Origin of the sequence: Seohaeicola nanhaiensis (assembly GCF_042654245.1) — a bacterium.
Classification (GTDB): Bacteria; Pseudomonadota; Alphaproteobacteria; order Rhodobacterales; family Rhodobacteraceae; genus Seohaeicola_A; species Seohaeicola_A nanhaiensis.
In genome coordinates this window covers 259,436-283,721 of record NZ_JBHSGI010000009.1, presented here as the reverse complement: position 1 = coordinate 283,721, position 24,286 = coordinate 259,436, and the positions used below count along the sequence as shown (strand labels likewise).

Genomic DNA, 24,286 nt, shown 5'->3' with positions numbered 1-24,286 from the left:
TGACCTGGTCCACCCTGCCAGAAAACCGCCCCGAAACCATCACCTGTCCCAAACCCCGATCTCAAAGATTGTTAGCGATAACACTCATGAAATCAATAATATGACCCCCCGTCCTAGCTGGGACATTGCAGAAATCGGGGCTCAAGGCGTCCCGCCAGGCTCCCAGACTTCCCCCGCCGCCAACGCCCTGAACCGTTCAGCAGCCACCCCCCGCGCCGCCAGCGCCTCGGCCAATGCCTCCACCGGCGCCTCCCGCGCCTCGTTGGTCAGCTGAAAGGTCCCCCAATGATGCCCGATTGCCGCTTCGGCCCCGCAGCGCAGGAACCCCTCCATCGCCTCCGCCGGATTCTGGTGCTGCGGCGACATGAACCAGCGCGGCTCGTAGGCCCCTACGGGCAAGATGGCGAGGCGCAGGTCGCCATGCCGGCGCACCACGTCATAGGGCCGCCCGCCATCGAAGCCGGTATCGCCGATGAACAGCACCCGCCCCGCCGGACCGTCAATCGTGAACGACGCCCAGAGCGCCATCGCCCGGTCCCGCGTGCCCCGCGCCGACCAGTGGTGGCAGGGGTCCAGATGCACCGTCAGCGGCCCCGCCTCCACCGCCTCGCCCCAGTCATGCGCGGTGACCTCGATGCCAGGCACCAGCCGGCGGAGCAGGGTATCGTTGCCCAGCGGCGTGATCACCCGCGGCGCATGAACGGCGTGCAGCCGGCGCAGAGTCAGGCCATCCAGATGATCGTAATGATTGTGCGACAGCAGGATCAGATCGATCTCCGGCAGGTCGTCAAAGGCGATCCCCGGCGCCGTCACCCGCTTCGGTCCCGCGAATTGCACGGGCGACGCGCGATCCGACCAGTGCGGATCGGTCAGGATATTCACCCCCGCCGTCTGAATCAGCAGCGTCGCATGACCCACCATCGTCACCCGCAGGTCGTCTACCCGTGCCGCAGGGCGCGCCCCGTGATGCGCGCTCACCGCCGACTTCGGCCAGCGCGCCCGCGTCTCGCTCCCGAACTGCCAGCGCAGCAACTCGCGGAACCCGTTCAGGCGGTGGCCGCCCGGATTGTGAAACACCTGGCCGTCGAAATGATCCGAAACCGGGCCAGAGTAGTAGGGATTCCTGCGCGCCATCCGTTCCCCGCCTGTCCGCTCGACTCAAGGATAGGCACGCGCCGCTCCGTTTCCAACATGGACGACGCACGTCCTTCGCGCTAAACCGCCGGGCAAACAGCAGAAAGCCTCCTCATGTCTGGCCACGGCGCTCCGATCCCGATGACCTCTGCCCCCTGTGGCCCGCTGTCCGGCACCGCCGAGGTGCCCGGCGACAAGTCCATCTCGCACCGCTCCCTGATCCTCGGCGCGATGGCGGTGGGTGAAACGAAGATCACCGGATTGTTGGAAGGCGAGGACGTGATCGACACTGCCAAAGCCATGCGCGCCTTCGGCGCCGAGGTCACCCAGCACGGTCCCGGCAGCTGGAGCGTCTTTGGAGTCGGCGTCGGTGGCTTCGCCGAACCCGGCAACGTGATCGACTGTGGCAATTCCGGCACCGGCGTGCGCCTCATCATGGGTGCGATGGCCACCTCGCCGATCACCGCCACCTTCACCGGCGACGCCAGCCTGAACAAGCGACCGATGGCCCGCGTGACCGACCCGCTCTCGCTGTTCGGCGCGCAGTCCTACGGTCGCAAGGGCGGCCGCCTGCCGATGACAATCGTCGGCGCCGCCGATCCGGTGCCCGTGCGCTATACCGTCCCGATGCCTTCGGCCCAGGTGAAATCGGCGGTTCTGCTCGCCGGTCTCAACGCCCCGGGCCAGACCGTGGTGGTCGAGAAGGAAGCGACCCGCGATCATACCGAACGGATGCTGGCCGGTTTCGGCGCGACGATCTCGGTGGAGGAAACCGACGATGGCCGCGTCATCACCTTGACCGGCCAGCCCGAACTGACGCCGCAGACCATTGTGGTGCCGCGCGACCCTTCAAGCGCCGCCTTTCCGGTCTGCGCCGCGCTGATCGTGCCGGGCTCGGATGTGCTGGTGCCGGGCATCGGCCTGAACCCCACCCGCGCCGGCCTCTTCACCACGCTCCGCGAAATGGGCGCCGACCTGACCTACGAGAACGAGCGCACCGAAGGCGGCGAACCCGTCGCCGACCTGCGCGCCCGATTTTCGCCCGACATGAAGGGCATCGAGGTTCCCCCCGAACGCGCCGCCAGCATGATCGACGAATACCCCGTGCTCTCGGTCGTCGCCGCCAATGCGACCGGCGTCACGATGATGCGCGGCGTCAAGGAGCTGCGAGTGAAGGAAAGCGACCGGATCGACGCGATGGCGGTTGGCCTGCGCGCCTGCGGCGTCGAGGTGGACGAGGGCGAGGACTGGTGGTCCGTCACCGGCAACGGCCCCGGCTCGGTCACCGGCGGCGCTACCTGCGCCAGCCATCTCGACCACCGCATCGCCATGTCCTTCCTCGTGGCGGGCATGGCCGCCCGCACCGCTATCAGCGTCGATGACGGCGCGCCGATCGCCACCTCCTTCCCGATCTTCGAACCCCTGATGGCGCAGCTCGGGGCACAGGTGGAACGGAGCGCGCCGTGATCCCGCGCCGCCGCCTGACCGCCTGGGCGGGACAGGCCGCGGCGCTGCTCTTCGGTCTGATGTGGGTCGTGCTGGAATGGCATGTCCGCCCCGAGGCCGGCACCATTCCGTTGCCGCAATCGAATTTCTCGGGCTATTCGAACGCGGATGTTGCCGCCCTTGCCCAGACCCTCGGCCCTGACGTGCTCGCCACCTATCGGGCCATCCTGCTCTACCTGGACCCCGCCTACATCGCCTGCTTCGTTGCCTTCTTCGCACTCCTCTTCTGGCCGCGCCGGTGGCCGCTGATGCTGGCCGCCGCTTATGCCCTGGCCGACCTCAATGAGAACCGTCTGATCCTTCAGGCCCTGTCCGAACCTGTTGTGCTACCGATCCAGCACACCAGCTCGGCCTATCTGTCCACGCTGGTCAAATTCGTCCTCTTCGGCGCCTGTCTGGCCACACTTCTCTGGGCCTTGTGGCAAAACCGGCTGTCGCCCACCCGCAGTCGCGGCTAGAAAGCACGGAACGGCAAGGAGGCGCGAATTGGCTTTCACGGTGGCAATCGACGGTCCGGCGGCGGCGGGCAAGGGCACGCTGTCCAAGGCGCTCGCCAAACATTTTGGTTTTGCGTACCTCGATACCGGGCTGCTCTATCGCGCGGTCGGTGCCAAGGTGCTGCTCGGCGCCGATGCCATCGAGGCGGCACAGGCCCTCACTGCCGACGATCTTGCAGCCATCAACCTGCGCACCGCCGACGTGGCAGAGGCGGCCAGCAAGGTCGCCGCCATTCCCGAGGTGCGCGCCGCCCTCGTTGATTTCCAGCGCGCCTTCGCGAGGCGTGACGGCGGCGCGGTTCTCGACGGACGCGACATCGGGACGGTGATCTGCCCCGAGGCCGAGGCCAAGCTGTTTGTCACCGCCAGCCCCGAAGTGCGCGCAGAACGCCGCTGGCTCGAACTGCGCGTCAGCGATCCGGATGCCTCGCTCGCGGATGTTCTCGAAGACGTGCGCGCACGCGATGAGCGCGACATCACCCGTGCGGCGGCACCGTTGAAACCTGCAGAGGACGCCGAAACCCTCGACACCAGCGACCTCGGAATCGAGGCGGCGCTTGCCGCGGCGATCCGATTCGTTGAAACGCGGATGCGCCGCTAATCGCCCAGCTGCGACAACGCAAGCGCAAGGCTCAGACCCACAGCCACGGCAATTCCTGTCCACTTCGCATCATCCCGGAACGCGGTCGGGAACACCTCGGTGGCGAGCGAGGCGAGAACTGCCCCGGCGGCAAAGCACCGGATCACGGCGATCCAGCCCTCCGGAGCGGACTCCAGCGCGTAGTATCCCCCAAGCGCCGCCGCAGACAGCAGCAGCGCCACCCCCGTCCACATCCACAGCGCGGTGGCTTTTGATTTGCCTTGGTCGATCATCTTGCGGGCGCCGCCGGCGGCTTCCGGGAGGTTCGACAGAAAGATCGAACCCGCGAGAGCCGCGACGCCCAGGGCGCCGGTGCCGATCAGGGCGCTGCCCAGCGCAAGGTTTTCCGGAACCCCGTCCAGTGTCACCGCGAGCAGCAGACCCAACCCACCGTGATCACCGAACCGGTCACCGACCCAGGCGTCCAGACCGGTAAACACGATTGCACCGCCAAGAACCGTTCCGATCACGCCATAAAGGGGGAGATCGGTCAGCGCCGGGCGGATCAGCTCGTCCATCACCGAAACGATCAGCGCACCCCCGGCCATCGCGACGATGAAGCCTTCGACGTTTTTCGGCAATTTCAGGTAACTGCCCCAAATGGCGCCGAAAATCAGCGCAGCCGAGGTGATGATGATGACCAGGACGACAACCATGCCTTTGAACGGACTGCCCGTCCGTTCGGTTCCGCGGTCAGCGGCGGATGGGCCAGACGCGCCGCACCGCCGGATCGCGCAGCCACAGACCGACCCACATCACTATGCCAAGCCAGACCGGGAACAGCGTGTGGCTGACCAGGGGACTACCCGCAAGCATCTGCGCCACCATCGCCCCGCCGAAGATCGCCATCATCAGCGTCGCTCCGAAAACACCGGTTCGGGGGATCAGGAAGAGCACGCTGCAGACAAGTTCCAGTGCGCCGATGAGCAGAACCGGGGCGTCGGGCCAGCCGAGACCGGCCATCGTCTGCTGTCCCACGTCTGTCAGGAACTTGGGCGCGACCGATGCACCGAACATGAACAGACCGAAAAGGACGCAAAGGCCCCAGCCGAGGCGGGTCATGAAGGGTTCGGACATGGCGGCTCCCATGCGCATTTAAGTTGATATCAACTTTCGACTATGGTCCAGGGAAGTCAAGTGACGAGCGATTACAACTGGGAAAATGACCGCGCGCCATATAGGATCCCGCGAGGCCCCGGGGGTTGCCAGAACCGCCCGCGCAGGCTATAGCCCGCGCGTCGTAAAGGCGAAAACGCCGCAGTCCGAAAAACAGGCAGGGTCGGAATACCACCGGCCCTTATTCGTTTTGCGGACCGTCAGACCAACCCAAGACCGGCGGAGACAACCGCTTGGCCAGAAAACCGATGAAAAAGGAAAACCAGAGCCACATGGCACCGAACAACGCGATGGAGGAATTCGAAGCCCTCCTTAACGAAAGCTTCGAAATGGACACGCCCCAGGAAGGGAGCGTCGTCAAAGGCAAGGTCATCGCCATCGAAGCGGGACAAGCCATCATCGACGTCGGCTACAAGATGGAAGGCCGCGTCGATCTGAAAGAATTCGCAAATCCCGGCGAACAGCCGAACATCAAGCCCGGCGACGAGGTCGAAGTCTATCTTCGCCAGGTCGAGAACGCGCGGGGCGAGGCTGTCATCAGCCGTGAGATGGCCCGCCGCGAAGAAGCCTGGGATCGCCTCGAGAAGGCCTACGCCAACGAAGAACGCGTCGAAGGCGCCATCTTCGGCCGCGTCAAGGGCGGCTTCACCGTCGACCTCGGCGGCGCAGTGGCCTTCCTTCCCGGTTCGCAGGTTGATGTCCGCCCCGTGCGCGACGCCGGCCCGCTGATGGGTCTCAAGCAGCCGTTCCAGGTTCTCAAGATGGACCGCCGCCGTGGCAACATCGTTGTCTCGCGCCGCGCGATCCTCGAAGAATCGCGCGCCGAACAGCGCGCCGAAGTGATCGGCAACCTGACCGAAGGCCAGACGGTCGACGGCGTGGTCAAGAACATCACCGAATACGGTGCCTTCGTTGACCTCGGCGGCGTCGACGGCCTGCTGCACGTCACCGACATGGCCTGGCGCCGCGTCAACCACCCGTCCGAGATCCTGCAGATCGGCGAGACCGTGAAGGTCCAGGTCATCAAGATCAACAAGGAAACCCACCGCATCAGCCTGGGCATGAAGCAGCTTCAGGAAGATCCGTGGGATCTGGTCGGCGCCAAGTATCCGCTGGGTTCGGTCCACCAGGGCCGCGTCACCAACATCACCGATTACGGCGCCTTCGTGGAGCTGGAGCCGGGGGTCGAGGGCCTGGTGCACGTCTCGGAAATGTCCTGGACCAAGAAGAACGTCCACCCCGGCAAGATCGTTTCGACCAGCCAGGAAGTCGACGTCATGGTTCTGGAAATCGACGGCGCCAAGCGCCGCGTTTCGCTGGGCCTCAAGCAGACCATGCGCAACCCGTGGGAAGTCTTCGCCGAGACTCACCCCGAGGGCACCGAGGTCGAGGGCGAGGTCAAGAACATCACCGAATTCGGTCTGTTCATCGGCCTGCCGGGCGACATCGACGGCATGGTTCACCTCAGCGACCTGTCGTGGGACGAGCGTGGCGAAGACGCCATCCAGAACTACCGCAAGGGCGACATGGTCAAGGCAGTCGTTTCCGAAGTCGACATCGACAAGGAACGCATCTCGCTCTCGATCAAGAACCTCGGCGGCGACAAGTTCGCCGAAGCGGTTGGCGGCGTGAAGCGCGGCTCGATCATCACCGTCACCGTGACGGCGATCGAGGACGGCGGCATCGAAGTGGAATATGAGGGCATGAAGTCCTTCATCCGCCGCTCCGACCTGTCGCGTGACCGCTCCGAACAGCGCCCCGAGCGCTTCTCGAAAGGCGACAAGGTCGATGTGCGCGTGACCAACGTGGACAGCAAGACCCGCCGCCTGGGCCTGTCGATCAAGGCCCGCGAGATCGCGGAAGAGAAGGAAGCAGTCGAACAGTATGGCTCGTCCGATTCGGGCGCGTCGCTGGGCGACATCCTCGGCGCGGCGCTCAAGGGCGACCGCTAAGACACAGACGCCTTCCCGGCGTTGCAGCCCCGCGGCCCATCCGGCTGCGGGGCTTTTTCGTGGCTGCTGCCCACACTCGACGCCTCTCCCGCTGGTTGCGAATCAAGGGAGCGCGACAATTATCGAATGCACCGGTCCATAGGTCGCCCGACCCGCCTTGCCGCTCGAAACAGGTCACGACAGAGGCGGTTCAACTGGTCAGCTGTGCGGATTGGTGGAAAATCCTGTTCATAATCCGATGCTTCCAGTTCCAAACGGCCGCGAAAGGAATATAGTCAGCGGAATAAAAGACTGCCAAACACCGCCGCCTTGGGAGGGGCAAACGCATGATCCGGTCTGAACTGATCCAGAAAATTGCCGACGAAAACCCCCATCTCTACCAACGCGATGTGGAGCGAATCGTGAATACGGTCTTCGAGGAAGTCACCGACGCGATGGCGCGGGGCGACCGGGTCGAGCTGCGCGGATTTGGCGCCTTCTCGGTCAAGCAGCGCGATGCCAGAACCGGCCGGAACCCGAGAACGGGCGAAACGGTTGAGGTCGAGGAAAAACACGTCCCCTTCTTCAAGACCGGCAAACTGCTGCGTGACCGCCTGAACGGAAAGTAACTCATGCGCTACATCCGCTACGCCATTCTGGCCATTCTGGCCGTCCTGCTTATCTCGGTATCGCTCGCCAACCGGGGGCTGGTCGAGTTGCGACTGGTGCCAGAGGCTGTGTCGGAGCTTATCGGATACAATCAGGTGGTTTCGCTACCGCTGTTCGTCGTGGTGCTGGGCGGCGTCGCGGTCGGCCTGATCATCGGCTTCATCTGGGAATGGCTGCGCGAACACAAGCACCGCCGCGTGGCCAGCGTGAAGGCGCGCGAAGTGAACAAGCTCGAGCGCGAGGTCACCCGGCTGAAAGGCAAGCAGGCCGAGGGCAAGGACGAAATCCTCGCCATCCTCGACGAGGCGGTCTGAGCGCCGGCAGGGATGAACGTCAGGGTCAAGTTCTGCGGCCTCTCGAGGCCCGAGGATATCTCTGCCGCGATCGCGGCAGAGGCGGCCTATGTCGGCTTTGTCTTCTTCCCCAAATCCCCGCGCTGCGTCTCCCTCGACACCGCCCGCGCGCTCGCCCTGTCGGTGCCGCCCGGCATCGCAAAGGTTGCACTGACCGTCGATGCCGATGACACCACGCTTGATGCCATCGTCAATACCGTCCCGCTCGACATGCTCCAGTTGCACGGGCACGAGTCACCCGAGCGGGTCAGCGCCCTGCGGTCCCGTCATGGCCTGCCCATCATGAAGGCAGTCGGCGTCTCCGACGCGACCGATCTCGAAGCGCTGGATACTTACGGCAAGGTCGCCGACCAGCTGCTGGTGGATGCCAAGCCGCCAAAGGGGGCCGATCTGCCCGGTGGCAACGGCCTCGCCTTCGACTGGCGGCTCATCGCCGGGCGGCGCTGGCCCGTGCCGTGGATGCTGGCAGGCGGTCTGACCCCCGCGAACGTCGCCGAGGCGATCCGCCTCACGGGCGCCCGGCAGGTGGACGTCTCGTCGGGCATCGAAAGCGCGCCCGGGGTCAAGGATGCCGGCCTCATCGCCGCCTTCGCTGCCGCCGCGAAAGGCGCCTGACATGGCCGACATCCATTTCCGCACCGCCACCGCCGCCGACGTGCCCGAGGTCGTCGCCCTGCTCGCCGATGACGTGCTGGGCGCGGGTCGCGAAGGCACCGACATGGCCCCCTACCTTGTCGCCTTCGCGGCGATGCAGGCCGAGAGCGCCAACCAGCTTATCGTGGGCGAGATGGCGGGCGAAATCATCGCCACCTATCAGATCACCTTCATCTCCGGCCTCTCGCTCAAGGCGGCCCGCCGCGCCCTGGTGGAAAGCGTCCGCGTCGCCGCCGCCCTGCGCAGCCGCGGCATCGGCGCCCGCCTGATGGCCGATGCCGAAACCCGCGCCCGCGCCGCCGGTTGCACGCTCATCCAGCTGACCAGCAACGCCAGCCGCAGCGACGCCCGCCGCTTCTACGAACGTCTCGGTTTCGCGCCCAGCCACACCGGTTTCAAGAAACCGCTCGGCTAAACCCGCCGAACACCCATGATCGCCCGGCAGAGTTTGTGCAAACACGCGCCTCCGGTGGTTTACGCGCTTCGTCCGGGGCGCTAGGAATGCGCATTCGCACAAGGGGAGCCAGGCCATGCCCGACGATCTGATCAATTCCTACAAGACCGGCCCCGACGAGAACGGCCGTTTCGGCATGTTCGGCGGACGCTTCGTGTCCGAGACGCTGATGCCGCTCATCCTCCGGCTCGAGAAGGAATACGAGAAGGCCAAGACCGACCAGTCCTTCTGGGACGAGATGGACGACCTCTGGACCCATTACGTCGGCCGCCCCTCGCCGCTCTACCACGCCGAACGGCTGACCGAGCACCTGGGCGGCGCCAAGGTCTATATGAAACGTGACGAGCTGAACCACACCGGCGCGCACAAGATCAACAACGTGCTGGGCCAGATCATCCTTGCCCGCCGCATGGGCAAGACCCGCATCATCGCCGAAACCGGCGCGGGCCAGCACGGCGTCGCCACTGCGACCGTCTGCGCCAAGTTCGGCCTGAAATGCGTGGTCTACATGGGCGCGCATGACGTCGAGCGGCAGAAACCCAACGTCTTCCGGATGCGCCTGCTGGGCGCCGAGGTGGTGCCGGTGACCTCGGGCCGCGGCACGCTCAAGGACGCCATGAACGACGCGCTGCGCGACTGGGTGACCAACGTGCGCGACACCTTCTACTGCATCGGGACCGTGGCCGGCCCGCATCCTTATCCGGCGATGGTGCGTGACTTCCAGTCGATCATCGGCAAGGAAGTGCGCTGGCAGCTGGCCGAAGCCGAGGGTGAAGGCCGACTGCCCGACACCGTGGTCGCCGCGATCGGCGGCGGGTCAAACGCGATGGGGCTGTTCTTCCCCTTCCTCGACGACGCCTCGGTCAGGATCATCGGCGTCGAGGCCGGCGGCAAGGGCGTCGACTCGCGGATGGAGCACTGCGCCTCACTCACCGGCGGACGGCCCGGCGTGCTGCATGGCAACCGGACCTACCTGCTGCAGGACGATGACGGCCAGATCCTCGAAGGCTTCTCGATCTCCGCCGGGCTCGACTATCCCGGCATCGGGCCCGAGCATTCGTGGCTGCACGACGTGGGCCGCGCCGAATATGTTTCGATCACCGACGCCGAGGCGCTGGAGGCCTTCAAGCTCTGCTGCGCCCTCGAAGGCATCATTCCCGCGCTCGAACCCTCGCACGCTCTGGCCCACGTGATGAAGATCGCGCCCGACCTGCCCAAGGACCACATCATCGTGATGAACATGTGCGGCCGGGGCGACAAGGACATCTTCACCGTCGCCAAGCACCTCGGCTTCGACATGTCCTGACTGCGACCGGTTCGGCATCTTTGGAAAGGCGGCCCTCAGCGGCCGCCTTTTTTACTCAGGCATAGGCAGGCGCGTAATAGGCCTCGCAACAGGCCCGGTGCGCCGCCGCCATCGCGTCATGGGCAGGATGCGACGGGCCCAGAAGCTCCTGCTGCCACCAGTCGGCCGCGATGTCATACAGCTCGGTGCTTCCGTCCTGATACCGGATGAATCGGTAAGGCCCCTTGCGGATCGCCGACCCGATCGGGTTGAAGGTCGGCACCGCCCGCTCCGGATCCGCCGGCCCGCCTTCCACGACCTGCCGCAGCGACCGACCCGCCGTCTGCTCAAGCGGGGGCAAATCCAGACAGTCAAGGATCGTCGGCCCGACGTCCAGCAGCGCCACGGGGTCCGAAACCACCCGCGCCTCGGGCCGGGCGGGATCATGGATTATGAAGGGCACCAGCGCCGACTGCTCCCACAGCGTCGACTTGCCAAAGCGATGACGCTCTCCCAGATGATGGCCGTGGTCGGTCAGGATCACCACCATCGTATTCTCCGCATGCGGCGAGGCCTTCAGCGCGTCCCAGACGGTGCCCAGATGATGGTCGCCGTGACTGACCGCCGAAAAGTAGTTCCGCACGCTCTTCTTCCACTTGCGCAGGTTGTCCAGCCCGAAGTTCTTGCGCACCGTGGCCTCGGAATAGGCGCAGTTCTGAAACCCCTTCTTCCAGCTTTCCGGCATGTGGAAATCGTTCAGGCGATACATCTCCTTGAACCGATGCGGGGTGATGAAGGGGCTGTGCGGGCTGTAGAACCCGACCTCCCGATAGAATGGCGCGTCACCGTCATACCCTTCGATGAACTCCACGAATGACGCCGCCGCCTGTGCGTCGTGGTAGTAACCGTCGTCCTTCGGATCGGTCGTGGAAACCCCGCCGCCACTCCCGCCGCTGCGGCTCTGCGCGATGCTCTCACGCAGCGTGACGTCGATGCGAAACCCCTTGCGGTGATCCGAATACAGCACCTCGTGAACCGGCGGATCCAGCGGCTTGAAGCCGTGGTGCACCTTGCCTCCCGACGAACAGAAGTATCCGTTCGCCTTCAGCCGATACGACCACATCTCTTCCGGCGCGACCGTTTCAAAGACCGAAGTCTTGTTGCCGAAAACCTGCGTCTGATGTGGCGTGCGGCCGGACATGAAGCTCGCCCGCGACGGGCCGCACAGGGGCGACTGGCAATAGGCCGCGTGAAACGCGGTCGAACTGGCGCAGATCCGGTCCAGGTTCGGCGTCTTCAGCGCGGCGCCGAAGATCGTCTTGTAGTGCCAGAACGAAAAGGCGTCGTCGAAACTGACAAGCAGGACGTTCTTCTGCCGTTTCGCCATTCCGAAATCCCGCGCGCTGGACAGCCTCGCCGGAAGACTACCAGCCTCCCGGCAAGACGCAATGCGGCGGCGCGTCAGACCTCGTGCAGGACGGTCTCGAACCCTTCGAACTGCGGCGGTCCGGCAAGCGCGTCCTTGGTGCTGCTGGTGCCGGCATCCCTGTGCGCGGCCCGGAACGCCTCGGACTTGGTCCAGGCCTCGAAGGCCTCGGCGCTGTCCCAGATCACGTGGCTGGAATACAGGCGATAGCCCTCTCCCGTCGGCCCTTTCAACAGGCGGAATTCGCGAAAGCCCGGCACCTCCTTCAGATGCGATTCACGCGATTTCCAGATGGATTCGAACAGCTCTTCCTTCCCGGGCAGGACCTTGAACCGGTTCATAGCGATAAAGCTCATGACACCTCACTTTGTTGGAGAACCCGGCTGGCCGCGTCTGCGCTGGCGTGGATGCCGTCCGGCTACCATCCGACGCCGCCCGGGGTCAATGCGGCGCGGCGCCCCGGCGGATGCCGCTTTGATCGCAAGGCGCGGTGGCGTAGACTTCCCCCGCGGCAGGCCGGAGGATCAACATGGCAACGCGATTTCTGGCGATGGTGCTGGCGCTGTGCCTCGCCGGCCCCCTGCATGCGCAAAGCGGACCGGAAGACATGGTGCGCTGGATCTACCGCTCACTGACCGGCCTCGGCACCGACAAGGGGCTGGCCTACCTATCGGCACCCGAGCGGCGGGAGCAATATTTCTCGGGCCGCATGGTAGACTATTACGCGGCCGAAGACAGCTATGCCTCGATCGGGCAAATGGGCTGCATCGACTTCGGACTGGAAGTCGGCGCCCAGGATTTCGACGCGCGCGAGATCGACCGCACCCTGACCGTAACCTCCGAGGAACGGCGCGGCCGCCGGATCGTGACCGCCTCCTTCTCGAACTTCGGCCAGTTGACCCGGATCGCCTATCACTTCGCCGACCAGGGCGGCTTCTGGCGCATCGACGACATCTCGGGCGACGGCTGGCGCGTCTCCGACCTCGCCTGCGACGCGCGCGGCGCGGCCGAGGCCGACCGCAAGGCGAAGGCCGCAAAAAAGGGCGAGCCCGTCGCAGGCCCGGCCTATACCGCCGGTGCCGCCGACTACTGCTATCGGTCAGGCCTTGACGTGCTGCGCCTCAGCGTTGCCCAAGACGGTGGCGCCGTCTTCGACCTCGAAAGCGCCCAACCCGCCGGCCACACCTGCAAGGCGCAGGGCGCGGCTGTCTGGACCGGCGATGGCTGGGTCCATTCCAACGCCAAGTCGGGCGGCGACTGCCGGCTCGAGATCCTGATCACCTCGGACCAGGGCCTGCGCCTCGGCGATGCCGAGCGGGGCTGCAAGGCCGCCTACTGCGGCCCGACCGCCGTGCTCGAAGGGCTCACCTTCCCGCGCACCAGCCAGATCGACTGCGCTTATCTGCCGGAAAAGTCCCGCTAGGGCGGCCCTGCAGAATCGCCGCCTTCTCTGGTTTCCAAATACCTCCGCCGGAGGCAGCCGCGCCCCGCGCGGCTTTTGCGCCCGCAGGGCGCAGGGCGTCAGCCCATCGCCACCCGGGGCCGGTGCCGCACCGTCACCGCGCCCATTTCTCTAGGTCACGCGCGATGCGCTCGGAATCCATGAAATGGCCGATCATCACCCCAGTCGCGTGGTCATAGGCCTCGGCCAGCGGCATATCGAGCTGGCGATAGAGCGCCTGTTTGCCATCCCCGACAGCCTTCTGATGACGGCTCGCAAGCGTCTTCGCAAAGTCCATCACGAAGGGCATCAGCTCGTTCTCGGGCAGGATGCGGTTGATCAACCCGGCCGACAGCGCCCAGTCGGCATTGACCGGGGTGCCCGACAGCGCCAGTTCCATCACCTGCTTTCGCCCCACCGCGCGGCTGACCGCCACCGCCGGGGTGGTGCAGAAACCGCCGTTGACGACACCCGGCAGGCAGAAGGTCGCGCCCGGCGACGCATAGGCCAGATCGCACGACGCAAGCAGTTGCAGCCCGCCGGCCGTGGCGATGCCCTCGCAGATTGCGATCACCGGCTTTGGCGACATCGTGATGGCCATCATCATCTGGCCACAGGCGGTGAACAGCTCTTCCAGGTAGGCCCGGCCGTGGTCCGGCTCGCTCCGATGCCGGGCAATTTCCTTGAGGTCGTGCCCGGCACAGAAGATCTTGCCCGGCCCGTGCAGGACGATCACGTTCGTCCCCGCATCCGCTGCGGCGGCGTCGATGGCCTCATGCAGCGCGGCAATCATCGCCAGCGACAGCGGATGCGCCACGCCATTGCCCAGCGTCAGAACCTGCACCTGGCCTTCCTGTGCGGTCTCGATCAGCGCCGACATCGTCATCACACCAGATCGATGGCGTGCTCTTTCAGCACGTCCAGCGGCACGATTTCCAGCGCCCGGCGATGGGTGGACCCAAGGCTCACCTGCGGCGCGCACCCTTCGTCCGCCGCCTGCAGGAACCTCCCGGCACACAGGCACCACCGATCGCCGGCCTTCAGCCCGGCGAAACGGAACTCGGGGCGCGGCGTGGACAGATCGTTGCCGACGTATTTCGAGAAGGCGAGGAACTCCGCGGTCATGACGACACAGACGGTATGGCTGCCCTGATCGGCCGCACAGGTATTGCAATGGCCATCGCGAAAGAAGCCGGTCAGCGGCTTGGTCGAACAGGGCGTCAGCGGCAGGCCCAGCACGTTCACAGACTCGTCGGGTTCCATGACCTATTCCTCGATCCCCTGCGCGATGGCGCGCATCATCGCGATATTGGCGTCGTTCACACCCGGGTTGCGAAACCCGCGGTCGGCGGCGGTCACCACGATGACGACGCCCTTCACGCGATCAATATACAGATACTGCCCATAGATGCCACGGCCCAGCACCTCGCCCGGGGGTCCACCGGCAGGGATCCACCACTGGTATCCGTATCCGATCTGGCCCGGTGCGGTTGGCGCCGAAGCGGCGGTCGAGTCCTCGATCCACGCCTTCGGCACCACCTGCGCGCCGTTGTACCTCCCGTCCTGCTGGATCATCAGCGCAAAGCGGGCGTAGTCCCGCGTCGTGATGTTGAGACCGCCCAGCACAAAGGCGACGCCGGCGCCGTCGGTGATGTAATAGGCCTCCTGCTCCATCCCCAAGGGTGCCATGATCCGTTCCGACAGCAGGTCCGGAACCGACCGCCCGGTGGCGCCCCGGATCACCATCCCGATCACATGGGTGTCGATCGAGACATATTGCCATTGCGTGCCCGGCGCAGTGAACCGCTCCGTCAGACCCGCCGCAAAATCATCCAGCCGCCCGCCCAGCGCGACGACCCGTCCCATCCGGTTGATGTCGGAATTATAGTCCAGATAGTCCTCGTCGAAGGTCACCCCGCTCGCCATGTTCAGAACGTTGCGGATGGTCGCGCCGTCATATGCAGATCCCTTCAGGCTTGGCGCATATGTGGTCACGGGCTCGTCCAGCGAGGCGATGGTCCCATCGGCCACAAGCGTGCCGAAAAGGGCCGAAAGATAGCTCTTCGCAAGCGACCAGGAAATCCGGCGATCCTGCGCCGTGGTGCCAAGATGATAACTCTCGTGCACGATCTTCCCGTTCTTCATCACCAGAAGCGAGGTCACGGAACGGTCGCGAATCCACTGGTCGACGCCCGCCGGCAGCTCTGCGTCCGGCCCCTTCGGCAACTCGGATTCGGGCAGCGCACCACGTTTAACCGGCGTGGTCAGAAATGCTCGATCCATATGGGAAAAGTTTCCGACGATGCGCGATTCCGAAAACAGCGAATTTACCGCCCAGAGGCGCATGAGGTCCTCGCGCTTCCAGACCCCGATGACGACCGCCGCCAATATCAGCGCGACCAGCCCGCGGCCCAGCCATTTTCCGAAAGTGCGCATGTCGCCCCCTGTCCCTTGGCCCGAACCTATGCGGGGGCAAGGTCGGGCGGCAATGACGAATTGCGCCGGCTAGGCTTCGTTCCAGCGCACCCAGCGCCCGTGGAAGTCCGCCCGGCCCAGCTCGATGCGCTGATCTCCCGGCCACAGCCGCAGGGTCACGGCAGCACCATCGGGCGACTTGTCCGCCTCCATCCCCAGCCAGGCCAGCGGCCGGTTGGCGGTGGCGCTGGCTCCGGCGGCCTCGATCAGGGCCCGGCCCTCGGCCTGTTTCTCGGCCGGGAAATACTGCCAGGCAATCGTATGATAGATCAGATGCAGCACGCCCTCGGGCTGCGCGGCAAGCCTGGGCCCCAGCCAGTCGATGGCATCCCCTCGGAACACCGGAGTCTCCTGCACCGACATCGCCGCGCGGGTCAGTGCCATGCGGTGCGGCTGGTCGGGCCAGAGATAGGCGAACAGCCGCCGCGCTTGCGCCGGATCGGCCAGGTCCAGCGGGTTCAGGTCCACCCCGGCCCGGTCGGCCACCGTCACCGATGCCGGCGCGGGGGCCGGGCCGCTCCAGTCGGGCGTCAGCGTCAGCGCGGGATCCGAGGGGCCAAGGCGGCTTGCCCCTGCCTGCACCGCGAACCGGTCCCAGTTCAGGTTCAGCCCCGCACTGGCGCCAAGCTCCGACGTCATGAAAGGCAACGGATAGCGCGCCGCCAGCCAATGCGCCGCCGGCACGATCACCGCGCTGCGGCGCACCTCGTTGGTCTGCGGCGCGCTTTCGACCCAGCGCAACAGCGTGTCCGAGTGCCGCTCCATCGCGTCCAGTACCGCCACCAGCAAGGCCTCGTCGCCAACGTCATTCGGCGGATAGACCGCCGCCAGCGCCGCATCTCCGCCCAGCACCAGCGCATGCAGCCCGCCGGCCACCCGCAGCGGCATCGAAACGGCAGACGGTCCCAGATCGCCGGGCCAGTCTGCAATCGCGCGCCCGAAGGCCGTATCGGGCCAATGCGCGCCCAGCAACGCCATCAGCCGCCCCATGAACGGCGACCCCAGCTCGGCGCAGGCGCGCGACTGCCGCGCGAAGGACTCGGCCAGCCTCATTTGAACCGCCCCAGCAGCTTTTCCAGCGGCGTCCGCGTATCCACCTCGGGTTCTGCCTCGGGTGCGGGTTGCGGCTTTGCCTCTGGCTTCGTCCCGGTCGACGGGCGCGTCGGCGCCACCCGCAGCGCGACGGCGTTCATGAAACGCGCGCTATCGCCACCGGCGAGATACGCCGCCCCATCCGAGATCCCGCGCAGCAGGTCGTCCAGCCAGTCATCGTCGGCCTTCGGGAAATCGTGCAGCACATACCCGGGCACCGCCTCCTTGCGGCCCGGGTGGCCGACACCCAGACGCACCCGGTCATAGCCCTCGCCGATATGCGCATGGATCGACCGAAGCCCGTTGTGCCCGGCATGGCCGCCGCCCGACTTGACGCGCAGCTTGGACGGCGCCAGGTCGATCTCGTCGTGGATAACAATCACATCCGCCGGCTCCAGCCGGTAGAACCGCATCGCCTCACCCACCGACTGTCCCGACAGGTTCATGAAGGTCTCGGGCTTGAGCAGCATGACCTTTTCGCTGCCCAGCCGACCCTCGGCAATCTGCCCCTGAAACCGCAATTTCCAGGGCGTAAAGCCATGGTCGCCAGCGATCCGGTCCACCGCCATGAACCCGATATTGTGCCGGTTGCGGGCGTATTTCGCGCCCGGATTGCCAAGGCCGACGATCAGCTTCATGCAGGCTCCCTCCGTGGTCGGCCTGTCATGCCCGGAATCCGTCCGGATTTCCAGTCGCCCGAAACGAAACGGGGCCCCGAAGGGCCCCGCCGTATACCTCGTCCGAACCGGGATTATTCCTCGGTTTCGGCGTCTTCCTCACCGTCATCCTCGCCCCCGGCCGAGCGCAGGCCCGACGGCGCCGAGATATTGGCGATCACGAAGTCGCGCGAGATGGTCGGCTTGACGCCTTCCGGCAGTTGGACGTCCGAGATGTGGATCACGTCACCGATCTGTGCGTTCGAGATGTCGATGGTCACGTGGTCGGGAATGTCACCCGCCGTCACCAGCAGTTCGACCTCGGCGCGGACCATGGTCAGCGTGCCGCCCTTGCGCAGGCCGGGGCATTCTTCTTCGCCAGCCACTTCGACCGGGATGCGCAGGTTGATCTTCGAGGTGCGGCGCAGACGCATGAAATCGACGTGCGTCGGCAGGTCCTTCACGACATCGCGCTGAACGTCGCGGCAGATCACGCGGACATCCTCGTGGCCCTCGACCTTGAGGTTCCACAGGGTCGACTTGAAGTGACCCGCCTTCAGGCGCTTGAGCAGCGCGTTGAAGGGAACGTTGATTGCCAGCGGTTCTTTCTCGCCACCAAAAACGACACCCGGAACCATGCCTTCGCGGCGTGCCTGACGAGCGGCGCCCTTGCCTGTCCCCGTCCGTTCCAGGGCGATGAGATCAGGGATCTCTCCAGCCATGTTGATTCTCCAATATAAGGGCGGGGCTCCTCCAAGGCTGTAGTCCCCGCGTGAAGCCGCGCCTATAGACCAGATGCGCCTGCTTGGAAAGAGCTTTCCCTTGCCAAGCCCGGGTCGGCATGGGAAGCGGCGCCATGGGATTTTCCGATGACCTTCGCGCAGCTCGCGCCCCAGCGCTGGGGTTTGCCGCCATGGGGGCAGTCTGGGCCGCCTTCGCGGCACAGGTGCCGGTGCTCAAGGCGCAGATCGGCGCGGCGGATGCGCTCTTCGGATCGCTGTTCCTGGTGTCGAGCCTCGGCGCGCTGATCGCCATGCGATTCGCTGGGCCGGTGGACCGGGCGCTGGGCGCGCGGTCGGTGCAGGTCACCGCCGCCGCGATGGGGCTGGCGATGCTTCCGGCCGCCTTCGCCGGCTCGCCGGTGCTGTTCTGTGCCGGCATGGTGCTGGCCGCCGGCTTCTCGGGCATCTGCGACGTGCTTATGAACGCCCGCACCTCGGAACAGGAAGAGGCGCGCGGCAGGCCGCTGATGAACCTGACGCATGGGATCTATTCCTTCGCTTTCGCCCTTTCCGCCGTCCTGACCGGCCTTGCCCGCGAGGCCGGGCTGCCGCCCGTCGCCGTGTTCGGCGCCATCGCGCTGCTGATCGTTCTGGGCGGGCCGCTCATGCGCGCGCCGCACCGCCATCTGGCAGGAGAACCGGCGGACCTGTCCACGCCCGCCGTCCGCGGTCTGGTCTGGCTCGCCGGTCTGGTTTTCCTCGCGGGCTTTCTGGCCGAACAGGCCGCCGACGGCTGGTCGGCGCTGCACATCGAACGCACGCTGGGCGGGCGCGCCGCCGAAGGCGCGCTGGGCCCGGCCGTGCTTGGCCTGACCATGGGCATCGGCCGGATGTCGGGCCAGGCCCTTGCCGCGCGTTTCTCCGAAACGCTGCTGATTGCGATCGCCTGCCTGGTCGCCGCCTGCGGCGTGACGCTGGCCAGCCTCGCGCAAAGCGTGCCGATGGCCTACCTCGGCTTCGCCGTGCTGGGCCTCGGCATCTCCATCGTCGTGCCGCTCTCGGTGGCGCTGGTCGGACGCATCGTGCCCCCGTCCGAACGCGTCGCCGCCATCGGCCGGGCCTCCATCGTCGGCTACGGCGCCTATCTCGTCGGGCCCAGCCTCATGGGCCTGACCTCCGAAGCTTTCGGGCTGCGCGTCGCCTTCCTGATGCTGGCCGTCATGCTGGTGCTGGTCGCCACGCTCCTCGTCCCGCTGATCGCCCGGCGGATCAGGGCAACGCGCTGACCAGATGACCGCCTGCGTCCAGCACCCGGGCGTGCAGATCGTATTCGGACGCCCGGGCCGCCTTCAGCAGCTTCAGCGTGCCCGGCTCCAGATCGGCGGGTATCAAAGGCGAGACATTGCGCGCCTTCAGCTCGATAGGCTGCCCAAAGCGGTCGTCAAGAAACGCCCCTAGCCTCTCCGGCATCTCATGCGCGAACAGATGGTGCACAAGCACTTCGCCTGTGCCCGAGGTCAGAAAGGCGAACTGGCTGCCGATTCCCGCATAGGCCGGCGGATCGTCCGAGATGACATCGCGAACGAACCGGTCAAAACTGATATCCCCGGTCGAGAAGGCGCTGCCCGCCTTCGCCTGCCGCGCTCGATAGCGATACCAGCTGCGGATCTGCGCCTCGGGCTCGCGGATGACGGCAAAGCGCTCGGGCGCGATCCCGAACTCTTCCTTCAGGAAAGGCGCGACGCGCGTATGGAACCGCTGCGCGGTGATATGCTTGCGCCGCTTGGTAAAGATGACGTCGGCCCTGCCCTTCAGCGCCATTTCCACCGCCGTGGTGCCGGTCTTCGGCACCGCGATGAAGGCCAGGTTCTGGGCCGAGAAGATCAGCATGGGCGGGCAGGCCGCCGATGGATCCGACGCCCTGTCACGGCTGCCAGCGGCCTTCGAAATCCTCGGGAATCAGCAGGTTATGCCGCCCGAGGTTCTGCACCCGGGTCTCGCCGCACAGCGCCATCGTCAGGTCCAGCTCCTTGCGGATCACCTCCAGCGCAGTGCTCACGCCTTTCTGCCCCATCGCGCCCAGCCCGTATATATACGACCGCCCGATAAAGGTGCCCGTGGCTCCCATCGCCAGCGCCTTCAGCACGTCCTGACCCGACCGGATGCCGCTGTCGAGATGAACTTCGACATCGCCCTGCACCGCATCGAGGATCGGCCGCAGCATCCGGATCGAGCTCAGCGCCCCGTCCAGCTGCCGCCCGCCGTGGTTCGATACCAGGATCGCATCCGCCCCCAGCTTTGCCGCCATCTTGGCGTCCTCGGGATCAAGGATGCCCTTCAGGATCACCTTGCCGCCCCATTGCTCCATCAGCTTCTCGATCTTCGACCAGTCCAGCGTCAGGTCGAACTGTTCGGCGGTCCAGCTTCCCAGCGAGGCGGTGTCGGAGATTCCATGCACATGGCCGACGATATTGCCGAAATTGCGCCGCTTGGCCGACAGCATCTCGATGCCCCAGGCCCATTTCGTCATCAGGTTGGCAATGGTCTTCGGCGTCAGCTTCGGCGGCGCCGACAGTCCGTTCTTCAGATCCTTGTGCCGCTGGCCGAGCAGCTGCAGGTCCAGCGTGATCACGAGGGCCGAACATTTTGCGTCCTTCGCCCGCTGGATCAGCCGCGCGACATAGTCGGCATCCTTCATGGTATAAAGCTGGAACCAGAAGGGCTTGGTGGTCGCCTCGGCTACCTCCTCGATGGAATTGATCGACATGGTCGACAGCGTATAGGGCACGCCAAAGGCCTCGGCCGCTCGCGCGGACTTGATCTCGCCGTCGGCGCTCTGCATCCCCGTCAGCCCCACCGGAGCCAGCGCCACGGGCATCGTCACATCCTGCCCGATCATCTGGCTCGCGGTGCTGCGCCCGCTCATGTCCACCGCCACCTTCTGGCGCAGGCGGATCTTCTCGAAATCCGTCGTGTTCTCGCGGAAGGTCTGCTCGGTCCAGCTGCCGCTTTCCGCATAGTCGTAGAACATCCGCGGCGTGCGGCGCTCGTGCAGGCGCTTGAGATCGGCGATGGTCGTGATCACGGGCATGGGGGTCTCCCGGCGAAATGGTAGATCCTGTTACCAACGCCTCCGCTTTTTCTCAAGGCGGCATTCGGTGCGGTCTGGAGGTTCCGGCAGGGCCTGTGCATAGTCCGCGCGAACGGCTGAAAGGAGCGGAGATGTTTTTCGACGATGTGAAGGTTGGCGACCGCTACGACACCGGCAGCCGCACGCTCAGCGCGGAAGAGATCATCGCCTTCGCGCGGCAATGGGATCCGCAACCCTTCCACACCGACCCCGAAGCCGCGAAACAAAGCCATTTCGGCGGTCTGGTGGCCAGCGGCTTCCAGACGATCCTTGTCGCCTTCAACCTGATCCTGGCCACCGGCCGCTTTTCCGAAAGCTCGATGGGTTCGCCCGGCATGGCCGAGATCCGCTGGCTGAAACCGGTATATGCGGACGACACTCTGCGGGTCGAGGTCAACGTGACCGGCGCGCGCGCATCGCGCTCCAAACCGGACCGTGGGTTCATCGACGTCCATAACAGCGTCTTCAACCAGAAGGGTGAGCTGGTCTGCGACTATCGCTCGACCTGGATCCTGAAAACACGGGGATCCTGAAAACACGGGCCGCGTGACGGTCGCAAAGCTTGCCAGCCGCGCCTCCCGGCTCTAGGTCAGACGCAACACAAAAGAGGATCGGACATGGCGCACAAGGTGTTCATCGACGGCGAGGCCGGAACCACGGGCCTGCAAATCCGCGAACGGCTGGATGGCCGTTCGGACATCGAACTGATCCGGCTGGACCCCGAGCGCCGCAAGGATCGCGGCGAACGGGCCGAGGCGCTGGCCGAGGCGGATGTGAGCATCCTCTGCCTGCCCGACGACGCCGCACGCGAAGCGGTTGAACTGGCCGCGGGCAACAAGGCCCGCCTGATCGACGCCTCCACTGCGCACCGCGTCGACCCCGAATGGGACTACGGCTTCCCCGAACTGAAGGCCGGCCAGCGCGAGGCCATCGCCGCCTCGTCGCGCGTGTCAAATCCCGGCTGCTACGCCACCGGCGCCATCGCCCTGCTCGCCCCGCTTGTCGCGGCCGGGCTGGTCGACCCTGATTCCGGCATCACCATCAACGCGGTCTCGGGCTACAGCGGCGGCGGCAAGGCGATGATCGCCGATTTCGAGGCCGGCAAGGCCCCCGCCTTTTTCGTCTACGGCCTCGGCATGGCCCACAAGCACCTGCCCGAGACAGTCAAGCACTCCGGTCTCGGGACAACCCCGATCTTCATCCCCAGCGTCGGCAGCTTTGCGCAGGGCATGATCGTCCAGATCCCGCTGCACCGCCCCGATGGCGACGCCGCCGCGCTGGAGCCGGCGCTGCAGGCGCACTACAAAGGCCAGCAGTTCGTCAAGGTCCTGCCTGCCGAACCCGCCTCGGCCCAAATGGACCCGCAGGCGCTGAACGGCACCAACACGCTTGAACTCCGCGTGCAGACCTCCGGCGACGGCAAGCGCGCGGTCCTGCTGGCCCGGCTCGACAATCTGGGCAAGGGCGCTTCGGGTGCCGCAGTCCAGAACCTGAACCTGATGCTCGGCCTCGACGAAGCGACCGGCCTGACCTGACTCAGCCGCACCAGACGCGGGTAACGATGTCGTTCGCATCGTAATCCGCGTTGTGACGGTCCTGCCGGTAATCCATCGTGATCACCCCGTCCGGCGGCACAAACCGTGTGCCGGCGGGCATCACCGCCCGCGCCACCGACAGCGGTTGCCCCACCAGCGCGCGTTCCTGCGGCGCGAGGCAGGCCATGTCGTCGCCACCGGGCGCGGCGGCCTCGGTGCAGCCGGCCAGAATCAGCAGAAGTCCAAGTCGTTTCATCGCAAGTGCGCCTCCCGAAACTGTCCCCGAACGGATCTGCCCGAAGAGATGGCGTAAAAACTACGGGTGGCAACCCCGCCGCAGGGTTGCATTGGGCAGGTCCTTGCCACAGGGTCGCGCCAAACGACCGAGAAGGAGACGCCTTATGCGCACCAAAGCCGCCGTGGCCGTTCAGGCCGGCAAACCGCTGGAAATCATGGACGTGAACCTGGACGGCCCCCGCGCGGGCGAGGTCCTGGTCGAAATCAAGGCCACCGGCATCTGCCACACCGACGAATTCACCCTCTCGGGCGCCGATCCCGAAGGCCTGTTCCCGGCCATCCTCGGCCATGAAGGCGCGGGCGTCGTGCTCGAGGTCGGCCCCGGCGTCACCTCGCTGAAACCGGGCGACCACGTGATCCCGCTCTACACGCCCGAATGCCGCGAGTGCGAATACTGCCTCAACCCCAAGACAAACCTCTGCCAGTCGATCCGCACGACGCAGGGCCAGGGCCTGATGCCGGACGGCACCTCGCGGTTCACCACGCTGGATGGCGACCCGATCCTGCATTACATGGGCTGCTCGACCTTCTCGAACCACACGGTTCTGCCCGAGATCGCGCTGGCCAAGGTGCGCCCCGACGCGCCCTTCGACAAGATCTGCTACATCGGCTGCGGCGTCACCACCGGCATCGGCGCGGTGATCAACACGGCGAAGGTCGAGATCGGCAGCCGTGCCATCGTCTTCGGCCTGGGCGGCATCGGCCTGAACGTGATCCAGGGCCTGCGTCTGGCGGGCGCTGACCAGATCGTCGGCGTCGACCTCAACCCAGACAAGGTGCCGATGGCCACTCGGTTCGGCATGACCGATTTCGTGAACCCAAACGAAGTCGACGGTGATCTCGTCGCCTATCTCGTCAACCTGACCAAGGGCGGCGCCGACTACACCTTTGATGCCACCGGCAACGTCAAGGTCATGCGCACCGCATTGGAATCGGCCCACAAGGGCTGGGGCGAAAGCATCATCATCGGCGTGGCACCGGCGGGGGCCGAAATCTCGACCCGTCCCTTCCAGCTGGTCACCGGCCGCAGCTGGCGCGGCACCGCCTTCGGCGGCGCGCGCGGTCGCACCGACGTGCCGAAGATCGTCGACTGGTACATGGGCGGCAAGATCGAGATCGACCCGATGATCACCCACACCCTGACGCTGGACAAGATCAACGAGGGTTTCGACCTGATGCACGCCGGCAAGTCGATCCGCTCGGTGGTCGTCTACTGACCTGCCCCGCGGCGTGGGGCGGGCTGAACCCCGCCCTACGCCTTGCACCCAAAGCC

27 protein-coding genes and 1 pseudogene are annotated in these 24,286 nt (G+C 65.8%); 14 read left to right on the top strand and 14 right to left on the bottom strand.

Annotated features, from left to right (window positions below):
- Window positions 1–141: 141 nt before the first annotated feature.
- Complete coding sequence (locus ACFO5X_RS11680) at window positions 142–1,134, bottom strand: MBL fold metallo-hydrolase (RefSeq protein ID WP_380717626.1); 993 nt, start codon at window positions 1,132–1,134, stop codon at window positions 142–144.
- A gap of 114 nt (window positions 1,135–1,248) precedes the next feature.
- Here ACFO5X_RS11680 and aroA point away from each other — a divergent pair, with 114 nt between their 5' ends.
- The 3 genes from aroA to ACFO5X_RS11665 are packed head-to-tail and all read left to right on the top strand — an operon-like array spanning window position 1,249 to window position 3,738.
- The gene (aroA, locus tag ACFO5X_RS11675) at window positions 1,249–2,601 is read left to right on the top strand and encodes a 3-phosphoshikimate 1-carboxyvinyltransferase (RefSeq protein ID WP_380717625.1); all 1,353 of its coding nucleotides are present in this window, start codon (window positions 1,249–1,251) and stop codon (window positions 2,599–2,601) included.
- On the top strand, window positions 2,598–3,098 hold the full coding sequence (locus ACFO5X_RS11670) for a hypothetical protein (RefSeq protein WP_380717624.1): 501 nt from the start codon (window positions 2,598–2,600) through the stop codon (window positions 3,096–3,098). Before aroA ends, ACFO5X_RS11670 begins: the two co-directional genes overlap by 4 nt.
- 28 nt (window positions 3,099–3,126) lie before the next feature.
- Window positions 3,127–3,738: a (d)CMP kinase gene (locus tag ACFO5X_RS11665; protein ID WP_380717623.1), complete on the top strand. Its 612-nt coding sequence runs from the start codon at window positions 3,127–3,129 to the stop codon at window positions 3,736–3,738.
- Here ACFO5X_RS11665 and ACFO5X_RS11660 read toward each other — a convergent pair.
- Complete coding sequence (locus ACFO5X_RS11660; RefSeq protein WP_380717622.1) at window positions 3,735–4,433, bottom strand: ZIP family metal transporter; 699 nt, start codon at window positions 4,431–4,433, stop codon at window positions 3,735–3,737. The two genes, ACFO5X_RS11665 and ACFO5X_RS11660, sit on opposite strands and share 4 nt — an antisense overlap.
- 37 nt (window positions 4,434–4,470) lie before the next feature.
- Window positions 4,471–4,854: a DoxX family protein gene (locus ACFO5X_RS11655; protein ID WP_380717621.1), complete on the bottom strand. Its 384-nt coding sequence runs from the start codon at window positions 4,852–4,854 to the stop codon at window positions 4,471–4,473.
- A gap of 287 nt (window positions 4,855–5,141) precedes the next feature.
- Between ACFO5X_RS11655 and rpsA the strand changes: the two genes are divergently transcribed.
- The 6 genes and pseudogenes from rpsA to trpB all read left to right on the top strand — a co-directional run bounded on the left by rpsA (window position 5,142) and on the right by trpB (window position 10,260).
- Window positions 5,142–6,845: a 30S ribosomal protein S1 gene (gene rpsA, locus ACFO5X_RS11650; RefSeq protein WP_380717620.1), complete on the top strand. Its 1,704-nt coding sequence runs from the start codon at window positions 5,142–5,144 to the stop codon at window positions 6,843–6,845.
- A 314-nt stretch (window positions 6,846–7,159) separates the two neighbouring features.
- Window positions 7,160–7,453, top strand: a pseudogene (ihfB, locus tag ACFO5X_RS11645) (integration host factor subunit beta); the annotation flags it as partial.
- Between the two features lie 3 nt (window positions 7,454–7,456).
- Complete coding sequence (locus ACFO5X_RS11640; RefSeq protein WP_380717619.1) at window positions 7,457–7,807, top strand: lipopolysaccharide assembly protein LapA domain-containing protein; 351 nt, start codon at window positions 7,457–7,459, stop codon at window positions 7,805–7,807.
- 12 nt (window positions 7,808–7,819) lie between these two features.
- On the top strand, window positions 7,820–8,461 hold the full coding sequence (locus ACFO5X_RS11635) for a phosphoribosylanthranilate isomerase (RefSeq protein ID WP_380717618.1): 642 nt from the start codon (window positions 7,820–7,822) through the stop codon (window positions 8,459–8,461).
- A gap of 1 nt (window position 8,462) precedes the next feature.
- A complete protein-coding gene (locus tag ACFO5X_RS11630) occupies window positions 8,463–8,915 on the top strand; it encodes a GNAT family N-acetyltransferase (RefSeq protein ID WP_380717617.1) in 453 nt (150 codons plus the stop codon).
- Between the two features lie 115 nt (window positions 8,916–9,030).
- On the top strand, window positions 9,031–10,260 hold the full coding sequence (gene trpB / locus ACFO5X_RS11625; RefSeq protein WP_380717616.1) for a tryptophan synthase subunit beta: 1,230 nt from the start codon (window positions 9,031–9,033) through the stop codon (window positions 10,258–10,260).
- Between the two features lie 55 nt (window positions 10,261–10,315).
- Here the strand turns inward: trpB and ACFO5X_RS11620 are convergent, their stop codons facing one another.
- Complete coding sequence (locus tag ACFO5X_RS11620; protein WP_380717615.1) at window positions 10,316–11,626, bottom strand: sulfatase-like hydrolase/transferase; 1,311 nt, start codon at window positions 11,624–11,626, stop codon at window positions 10,316–10,318.
- A 74-nt stretch (window positions 11,627–11,700) separates the two neighbouring features.
- Entirely contained in the window at window positions 11,701–12,021 is a 321-nt protein-coding gene (locus tag ACFO5X_RS11615) for a heme-degrading protein HmuQ (protein ID WP_380717614.1), read from the bottom strand.
- A 173-nt stretch (window positions 12,022–12,194) separates the two neighbouring features.
- Between ACFO5X_RS11615 and ACFO5X_RS11610 the strand changes: the two genes are divergently transcribed.
- Entirely contained in the window at window positions 12,195–13,088 is an 894-nt protein-coding gene (locus tag ACFO5X_RS11610; protein ID WP_380717613.1) for a hypothetical protein, read from the top strand.
- A gap of 133 nt (window positions 13,089–13,221) precedes the next feature.
- Here the strand turns inward: ACFO5X_RS11610 and ACFO5X_RS11605 are convergent, their stop codons facing one another.
- The 6 genes from ACFO5X_RS11605 to ACFO5X_RS11580 all read right to left on the bottom strand — a co-directional run bounded on the left by ACFO5X_RS11605 (window position 13,222) and on the right by ACFO5X_RS11580 (window position 18,051).
- Window positions 13,222–13,992 carry an enoyl-CoA hydratase-related protein gene (locus ACFO5X_RS11605; protein WP_380717612.1) on the bottom strand — a complete coding sequence of 257 codons (771 nt, stop codon included), beginning with the start codon at window positions 13,990–13,992 and terminating at the stop codon, window positions 13,222–13,224.
- The gene (locus ACFO5X_RS11600) at window positions 13,992–14,369 is read right to left on the bottom strand and encodes a DUF2237 family protein (protein ID WP_380717611.1); all 378 of its coding nucleotides are present in this window, start codon (window positions 14,367–14,369) and stop codon (window positions 13,992–13,994) included. Before ACFO5X_RS11600 ends, ACFO5X_RS11605 begins: the two co-directional genes overlap by 1 nt.
- A gap of 3 nt (window positions 14,370–14,372) precedes the next feature.
- The gene (locus ACFO5X_RS11595) at window positions 14,373–15,542 is read right to left on the bottom strand and encodes a serine hydrolase domain-containing protein (RefSeq protein WP_380717610.1); all 1,170 of its coding nucleotides are present in this window, start codon (window positions 15,540–15,542) and stop codon (window positions 14,373–14,375) included.
- A gap of 69 nt (window positions 15,543–15,611) precedes the next feature.
- Window positions 15,612–16,634 carry a DUF2332 domain-containing protein gene (locus ACFO5X_RS11590; RefSeq protein ID WP_380717609.1) on the bottom strand — a complete coding sequence of 341 codons (1,023 nt, stop codon included), beginning with the start codon at window positions 16,632–16,634 and terminating at the stop codon, window positions 15,612–15,614.
- Window positions 16,631–17,311 (bottom strand): aminoacyl-tRNA hydrolase, encoded by a 681-nt coding sequence (gene pth / locus ACFO5X_RS11585; RefSeq protein ID WP_380717608.1) that lies wholly within the window; start codon window positions 17,309–17,311, stop codon window positions 16,631–16,633. Before pth ends, ACFO5X_RS11590 begins: the two co-directional genes overlap by 4 nt.
- A gap of 113 nt (window positions 17,312–17,424) precedes the next feature.
- On the bottom strand, window positions 17,425–18,051 hold the full coding sequence (locus ACFO5X_RS11580; RefSeq protein ID WP_380717607.1) for a 50S ribosomal protein L25/general stress protein Ctc: 627 nt from the start codon (window positions 18,049–18,051) through the stop codon (window positions 17,425–17,427).
- A gap of 134 nt (window positions 18,052–18,185) precedes the next feature.
- Here ACFO5X_RS11580 and ACFO5X_RS11575 point away from each other — a divergent pair, with 134 nt between their 5' ends.
- Complete coding sequence (locus ACFO5X_RS11575) at window positions 18,186–19,337, top strand: MFS transporter (protein WP_380717606.1); 1,152 nt, start codon at window positions 18,186–18,188, stop codon at window positions 19,335–19,337.
- Here ACFO5X_RS11575 and ACFO5X_RS11570 read toward each other — a convergent pair.
- Both ACFO5X_RS11570 and ACFO5X_RS11565 read right to left on the bottom strand, forming a co-directional pair.
- On the bottom strand, window positions 19,321–19,941 hold the full coding sequence (locus ACFO5X_RS11570; RefSeq protein WP_380717605.1) for a hypothetical protein: 621 nt from the start codon (window positions 19,939–19,941) through the stop codon (window positions 19,321–19,323). The genes ACFO5X_RS11575 and ACFO5X_RS11570 overlap by 17 nt on opposite strands.
- Window positions 19,942–19,975: 34 nt before the next feature.
- Complete coding sequence (locus ACFO5X_RS11565; protein WP_380717604.1) at window positions 19,976–21,142, bottom strand: alpha-hydroxy acid oxidase; 1,167 nt, start codon at window positions 21,140–21,142, stop codon at window positions 19,976–19,978.
- A gap of 131 nt (window positions 21,143–21,273) precedes the next feature.
- Between ACFO5X_RS11565 and ACFO5X_RS11560 the strand changes: the two genes are divergently transcribed.
- On the top strand, window positions 21,274–21,714 hold the full coding sequence (locus ACFO5X_RS11560) for a MaoC family dehydratase (RefSeq protein WP_380717603.1): 441 nt from the start codon (window positions 21,274–21,276) through the stop codon (window positions 21,712–21,714).
- An 84-nt stretch (window positions 21,715–21,798) separates the two neighbouring features.
- Window positions 21,799–22,716 carry an N-acetyl-gamma-glutamyl-phosphate reductase gene (gene argC / locus ACFO5X_RS11555; RefSeq protein ID WP_380717602.1) on the top strand — a complete coding sequence of 306 codons (918 nt, stop codon included), beginning with the start codon at window positions 21,799–21,801 and terminating at the stop codon, window positions 22,714–22,716.
- 1 nt (window position 22,717) lies between these two features.
- On the opposite strand, the gene ACFO5X_RS11550 is transcribed toward argC, so the two are convergent.
- Window positions 22,718–22,972: a hypothetical protein gene (locus tag ACFO5X_RS11550; RefSeq protein ID WP_380717601.1), complete on the bottom strand. Its 255-nt coding sequence runs from the start codon at window positions 22,970–22,972 to the stop codon at window positions 22,718–22,720.
- Window positions 22,973–23,117: 145 nt separating this feature from the next.
- Here ACFO5X_RS11550 and ACFO5X_RS11545 point away from each other — a divergent pair, with 145 nt between their 5' ends.
- The gene (locus tag ACFO5X_RS11545; protein WP_380717600.1) at window positions 23,118–24,230 is read left to right on the top strand and encodes an S-(hydroxymethyl)glutathione dehydrogenase/class III alcohol dehydrogenase; all 1,113 of its coding nucleotides are present in this window, start codon (window positions 23,118–23,120) and stop codon (window positions 24,228–24,230) included.
- The last annotated feature ends 56 nt before the right edge of the window (window positions 24,231–24,286 follow it).

What these genes read in the sequence shown, in the direction of transcription:
- ACFO5X_RS11545 (WP_380717600.1), top strand. Translation starts at nt 23,118, where the DNA reads ATGCGCACCAAAGCCGCCGTGGCCGTTCAGGCCGGCAAACCGCTGGAA.
- ACFO5X_RS11590 (WP_380717609.1), bottom strand. Translation starts at nt 16,634, where the DNA reads ATGAGGCTGGCCGAGTCCTTCGCGCGGCAGTCGCGCGCCTGCGCCGAG.
- ACFO5X_RS11635 (WP_380717618.1), top strand. Translation starts at nt 7,820, where the DNA reads ATGAACGTCAGGGTCAAGTTCTGCGGCCTCTCGAGGCCCGAGGATATC.
- pth (WP_380717608.1), bottom strand. Translation starts at nt 17,311, where the DNA reads ATGAAGCTGATCGTCGGCCTTGGCAATCCGGGCGCGAAATACGCCCGC.
- rpsA (WP_380717620.1), top strand. Translation starts at nt 5,142, where the DNA reads ATGAAAAAGGAAAACCAGAGCCACATGGCACCGAACAACGCGATGGAG.
- aroA (WP_380717625.1), top strand. Translation starts at nt 1,249, where the DNA reads ATGTCTGGCCACGGCGCTCCGATCCCGATGACCTCTGCCCCCTGTGGC.
- ACFO5X_RS11610 (WP_380717613.1), top strand. Translation starts at nt 12,195, where the DNA reads ATGGCAACGCGATTTCTGGCGATGGTGCTGGCGCTGTGCCTCGCCGGC.
- ACFO5X_RS11655 (WP_380717621.1), bottom strand. Translation starts at nt 4,854, where the DNA reads ATGTCCGAACCCTTCATGACCCGCCTCGGCTGGGGCCTTTGCGTCCTT.
- trpB (WP_380717616.1), top strand. Translation starts at nt 9,031, where the DNA reads ATGCCCGACGATCTGATCAATTCCTACAAGACCGGCCCCGACGAGAAC.
- ACFO5X_RS11550 (WP_380717601.1), bottom strand. Translation starts at nt 22,972, where the DNA reads ATGAAACGACTTGGACTTCTGCTGATTCTGGCCGGCTGCACCGAGGCC.
- ACFO5X_RS11620 (WP_380717615.1), bottom strand. Translation starts at nt 11,626, where the DNA reads ATGGCGAAACGGCAGAAGAACGTCCTGCTTGTCAGTTTCGACGACGCC.
- ACFO5X_RS11605 (WP_380717612.1), bottom strand. Translation starts at nt 13,992, where the DNA reads ATGACGATGTCGGCGCTGATCGAGACCGCACAGGAAGGCCAGGTGCAG.
- ACFO5X_RS11565 (WP_380717604.1), bottom strand. Translation starts at nt 21,142, where the DNA reads ATGCCCGTGATCACGACCATCGCCGATCTCAAGCGCCTGCACGAGCGC.
- ACFO5X_RS11560 (WP_380717603.1), top strand. Translation starts at nt 21,274, where the DNA reads ATGTTTTTCGACGATGTGAAGGTTGGCGACCGCTACGACACCGGCAGC.
- ACFO5X_RS11595 (WP_380717610.1), bottom strand. Translation starts at nt 15,542, where the DNA reads ATGCGCACTTTCGGAAAATGGCTGGGCCGCGGGCTGGTCGCGCTGATA.
- ACFO5X_RS11575 (WP_380717606.1), top strand. Translation starts at nt 18,186, where the DNA reads ATGGGATTTTCCGATGACCTTCGCGCAGCTCGCGCCCCAGCGCTGGGG.
- ACFO5X_RS11680 (WP_380717626.1), bottom strand. Translation starts at nt 1,134, where the DNA reads ATGGCGCGCAGGAATCCCTACTACTCTGGCCCGGTTTCGGATCATTTC.
- ACFO5X_RS11615 (WP_380717614.1), bottom strand. Translation starts at nt 12,021, where the DNA reads ATGAGCTTTATCGCTATGAACCGGTTCAAGGTCCTGCCCGGGAAGGAA.
- ACFO5X_RS11600 (WP_380717611.1), bottom strand. Translation starts at nt 14,369, where the DNA reads ATGGAACCCGACGAGTCTGTGAACGTGCTGGGCCTGCCGCTGACGCCC.
- ACFO5X_RS11570 (WP_380717605.1), bottom strand. Translation starts at nt 19,941, where the DNA reads ATGCTGATCTTCTCGGCCCAGAACCTGGCCTTCATCGCGGTGCCGAAG.
- ACFO5X_RS11580 (WP_380717607.1), bottom strand. Translation starts at nt 18,051, where the DNA reads ATGGCTGGAGAGATCCCTGATCTCATCGCCCTGGAACGGACGGGGACA.
- argC (WP_380717602.1), top strand. Translation starts at nt 21,799, where the DNA reads ATGGCGCACAAGGTGTTCATCGACGGCGAGGCCGGAACCACGGGCCTG.
- ACFO5X_RS11640 (WP_380717619.1), top strand. Translation starts at nt 7,457, where the DNA reads ATGCGCTACATCCGCTACGCCATTCTGGCCATTCTGGCCGTCCTGCTT.
- ACFO5X_RS11660 (WP_380717622.1), bottom strand. Translation starts at nt 4,433, where the DNA reads ATGGTTGTCGTCCTGGTCATCATCATCACCTCGGCTGCGCTGATTTTC.
- ACFO5X_RS11630 (WP_380717617.1), top strand. Translation starts at nt 8,463, where the DNA reads ATGGCCGACATCCATTTCCGCACCGCCACCGCCGCCGACGTGCCCGAG.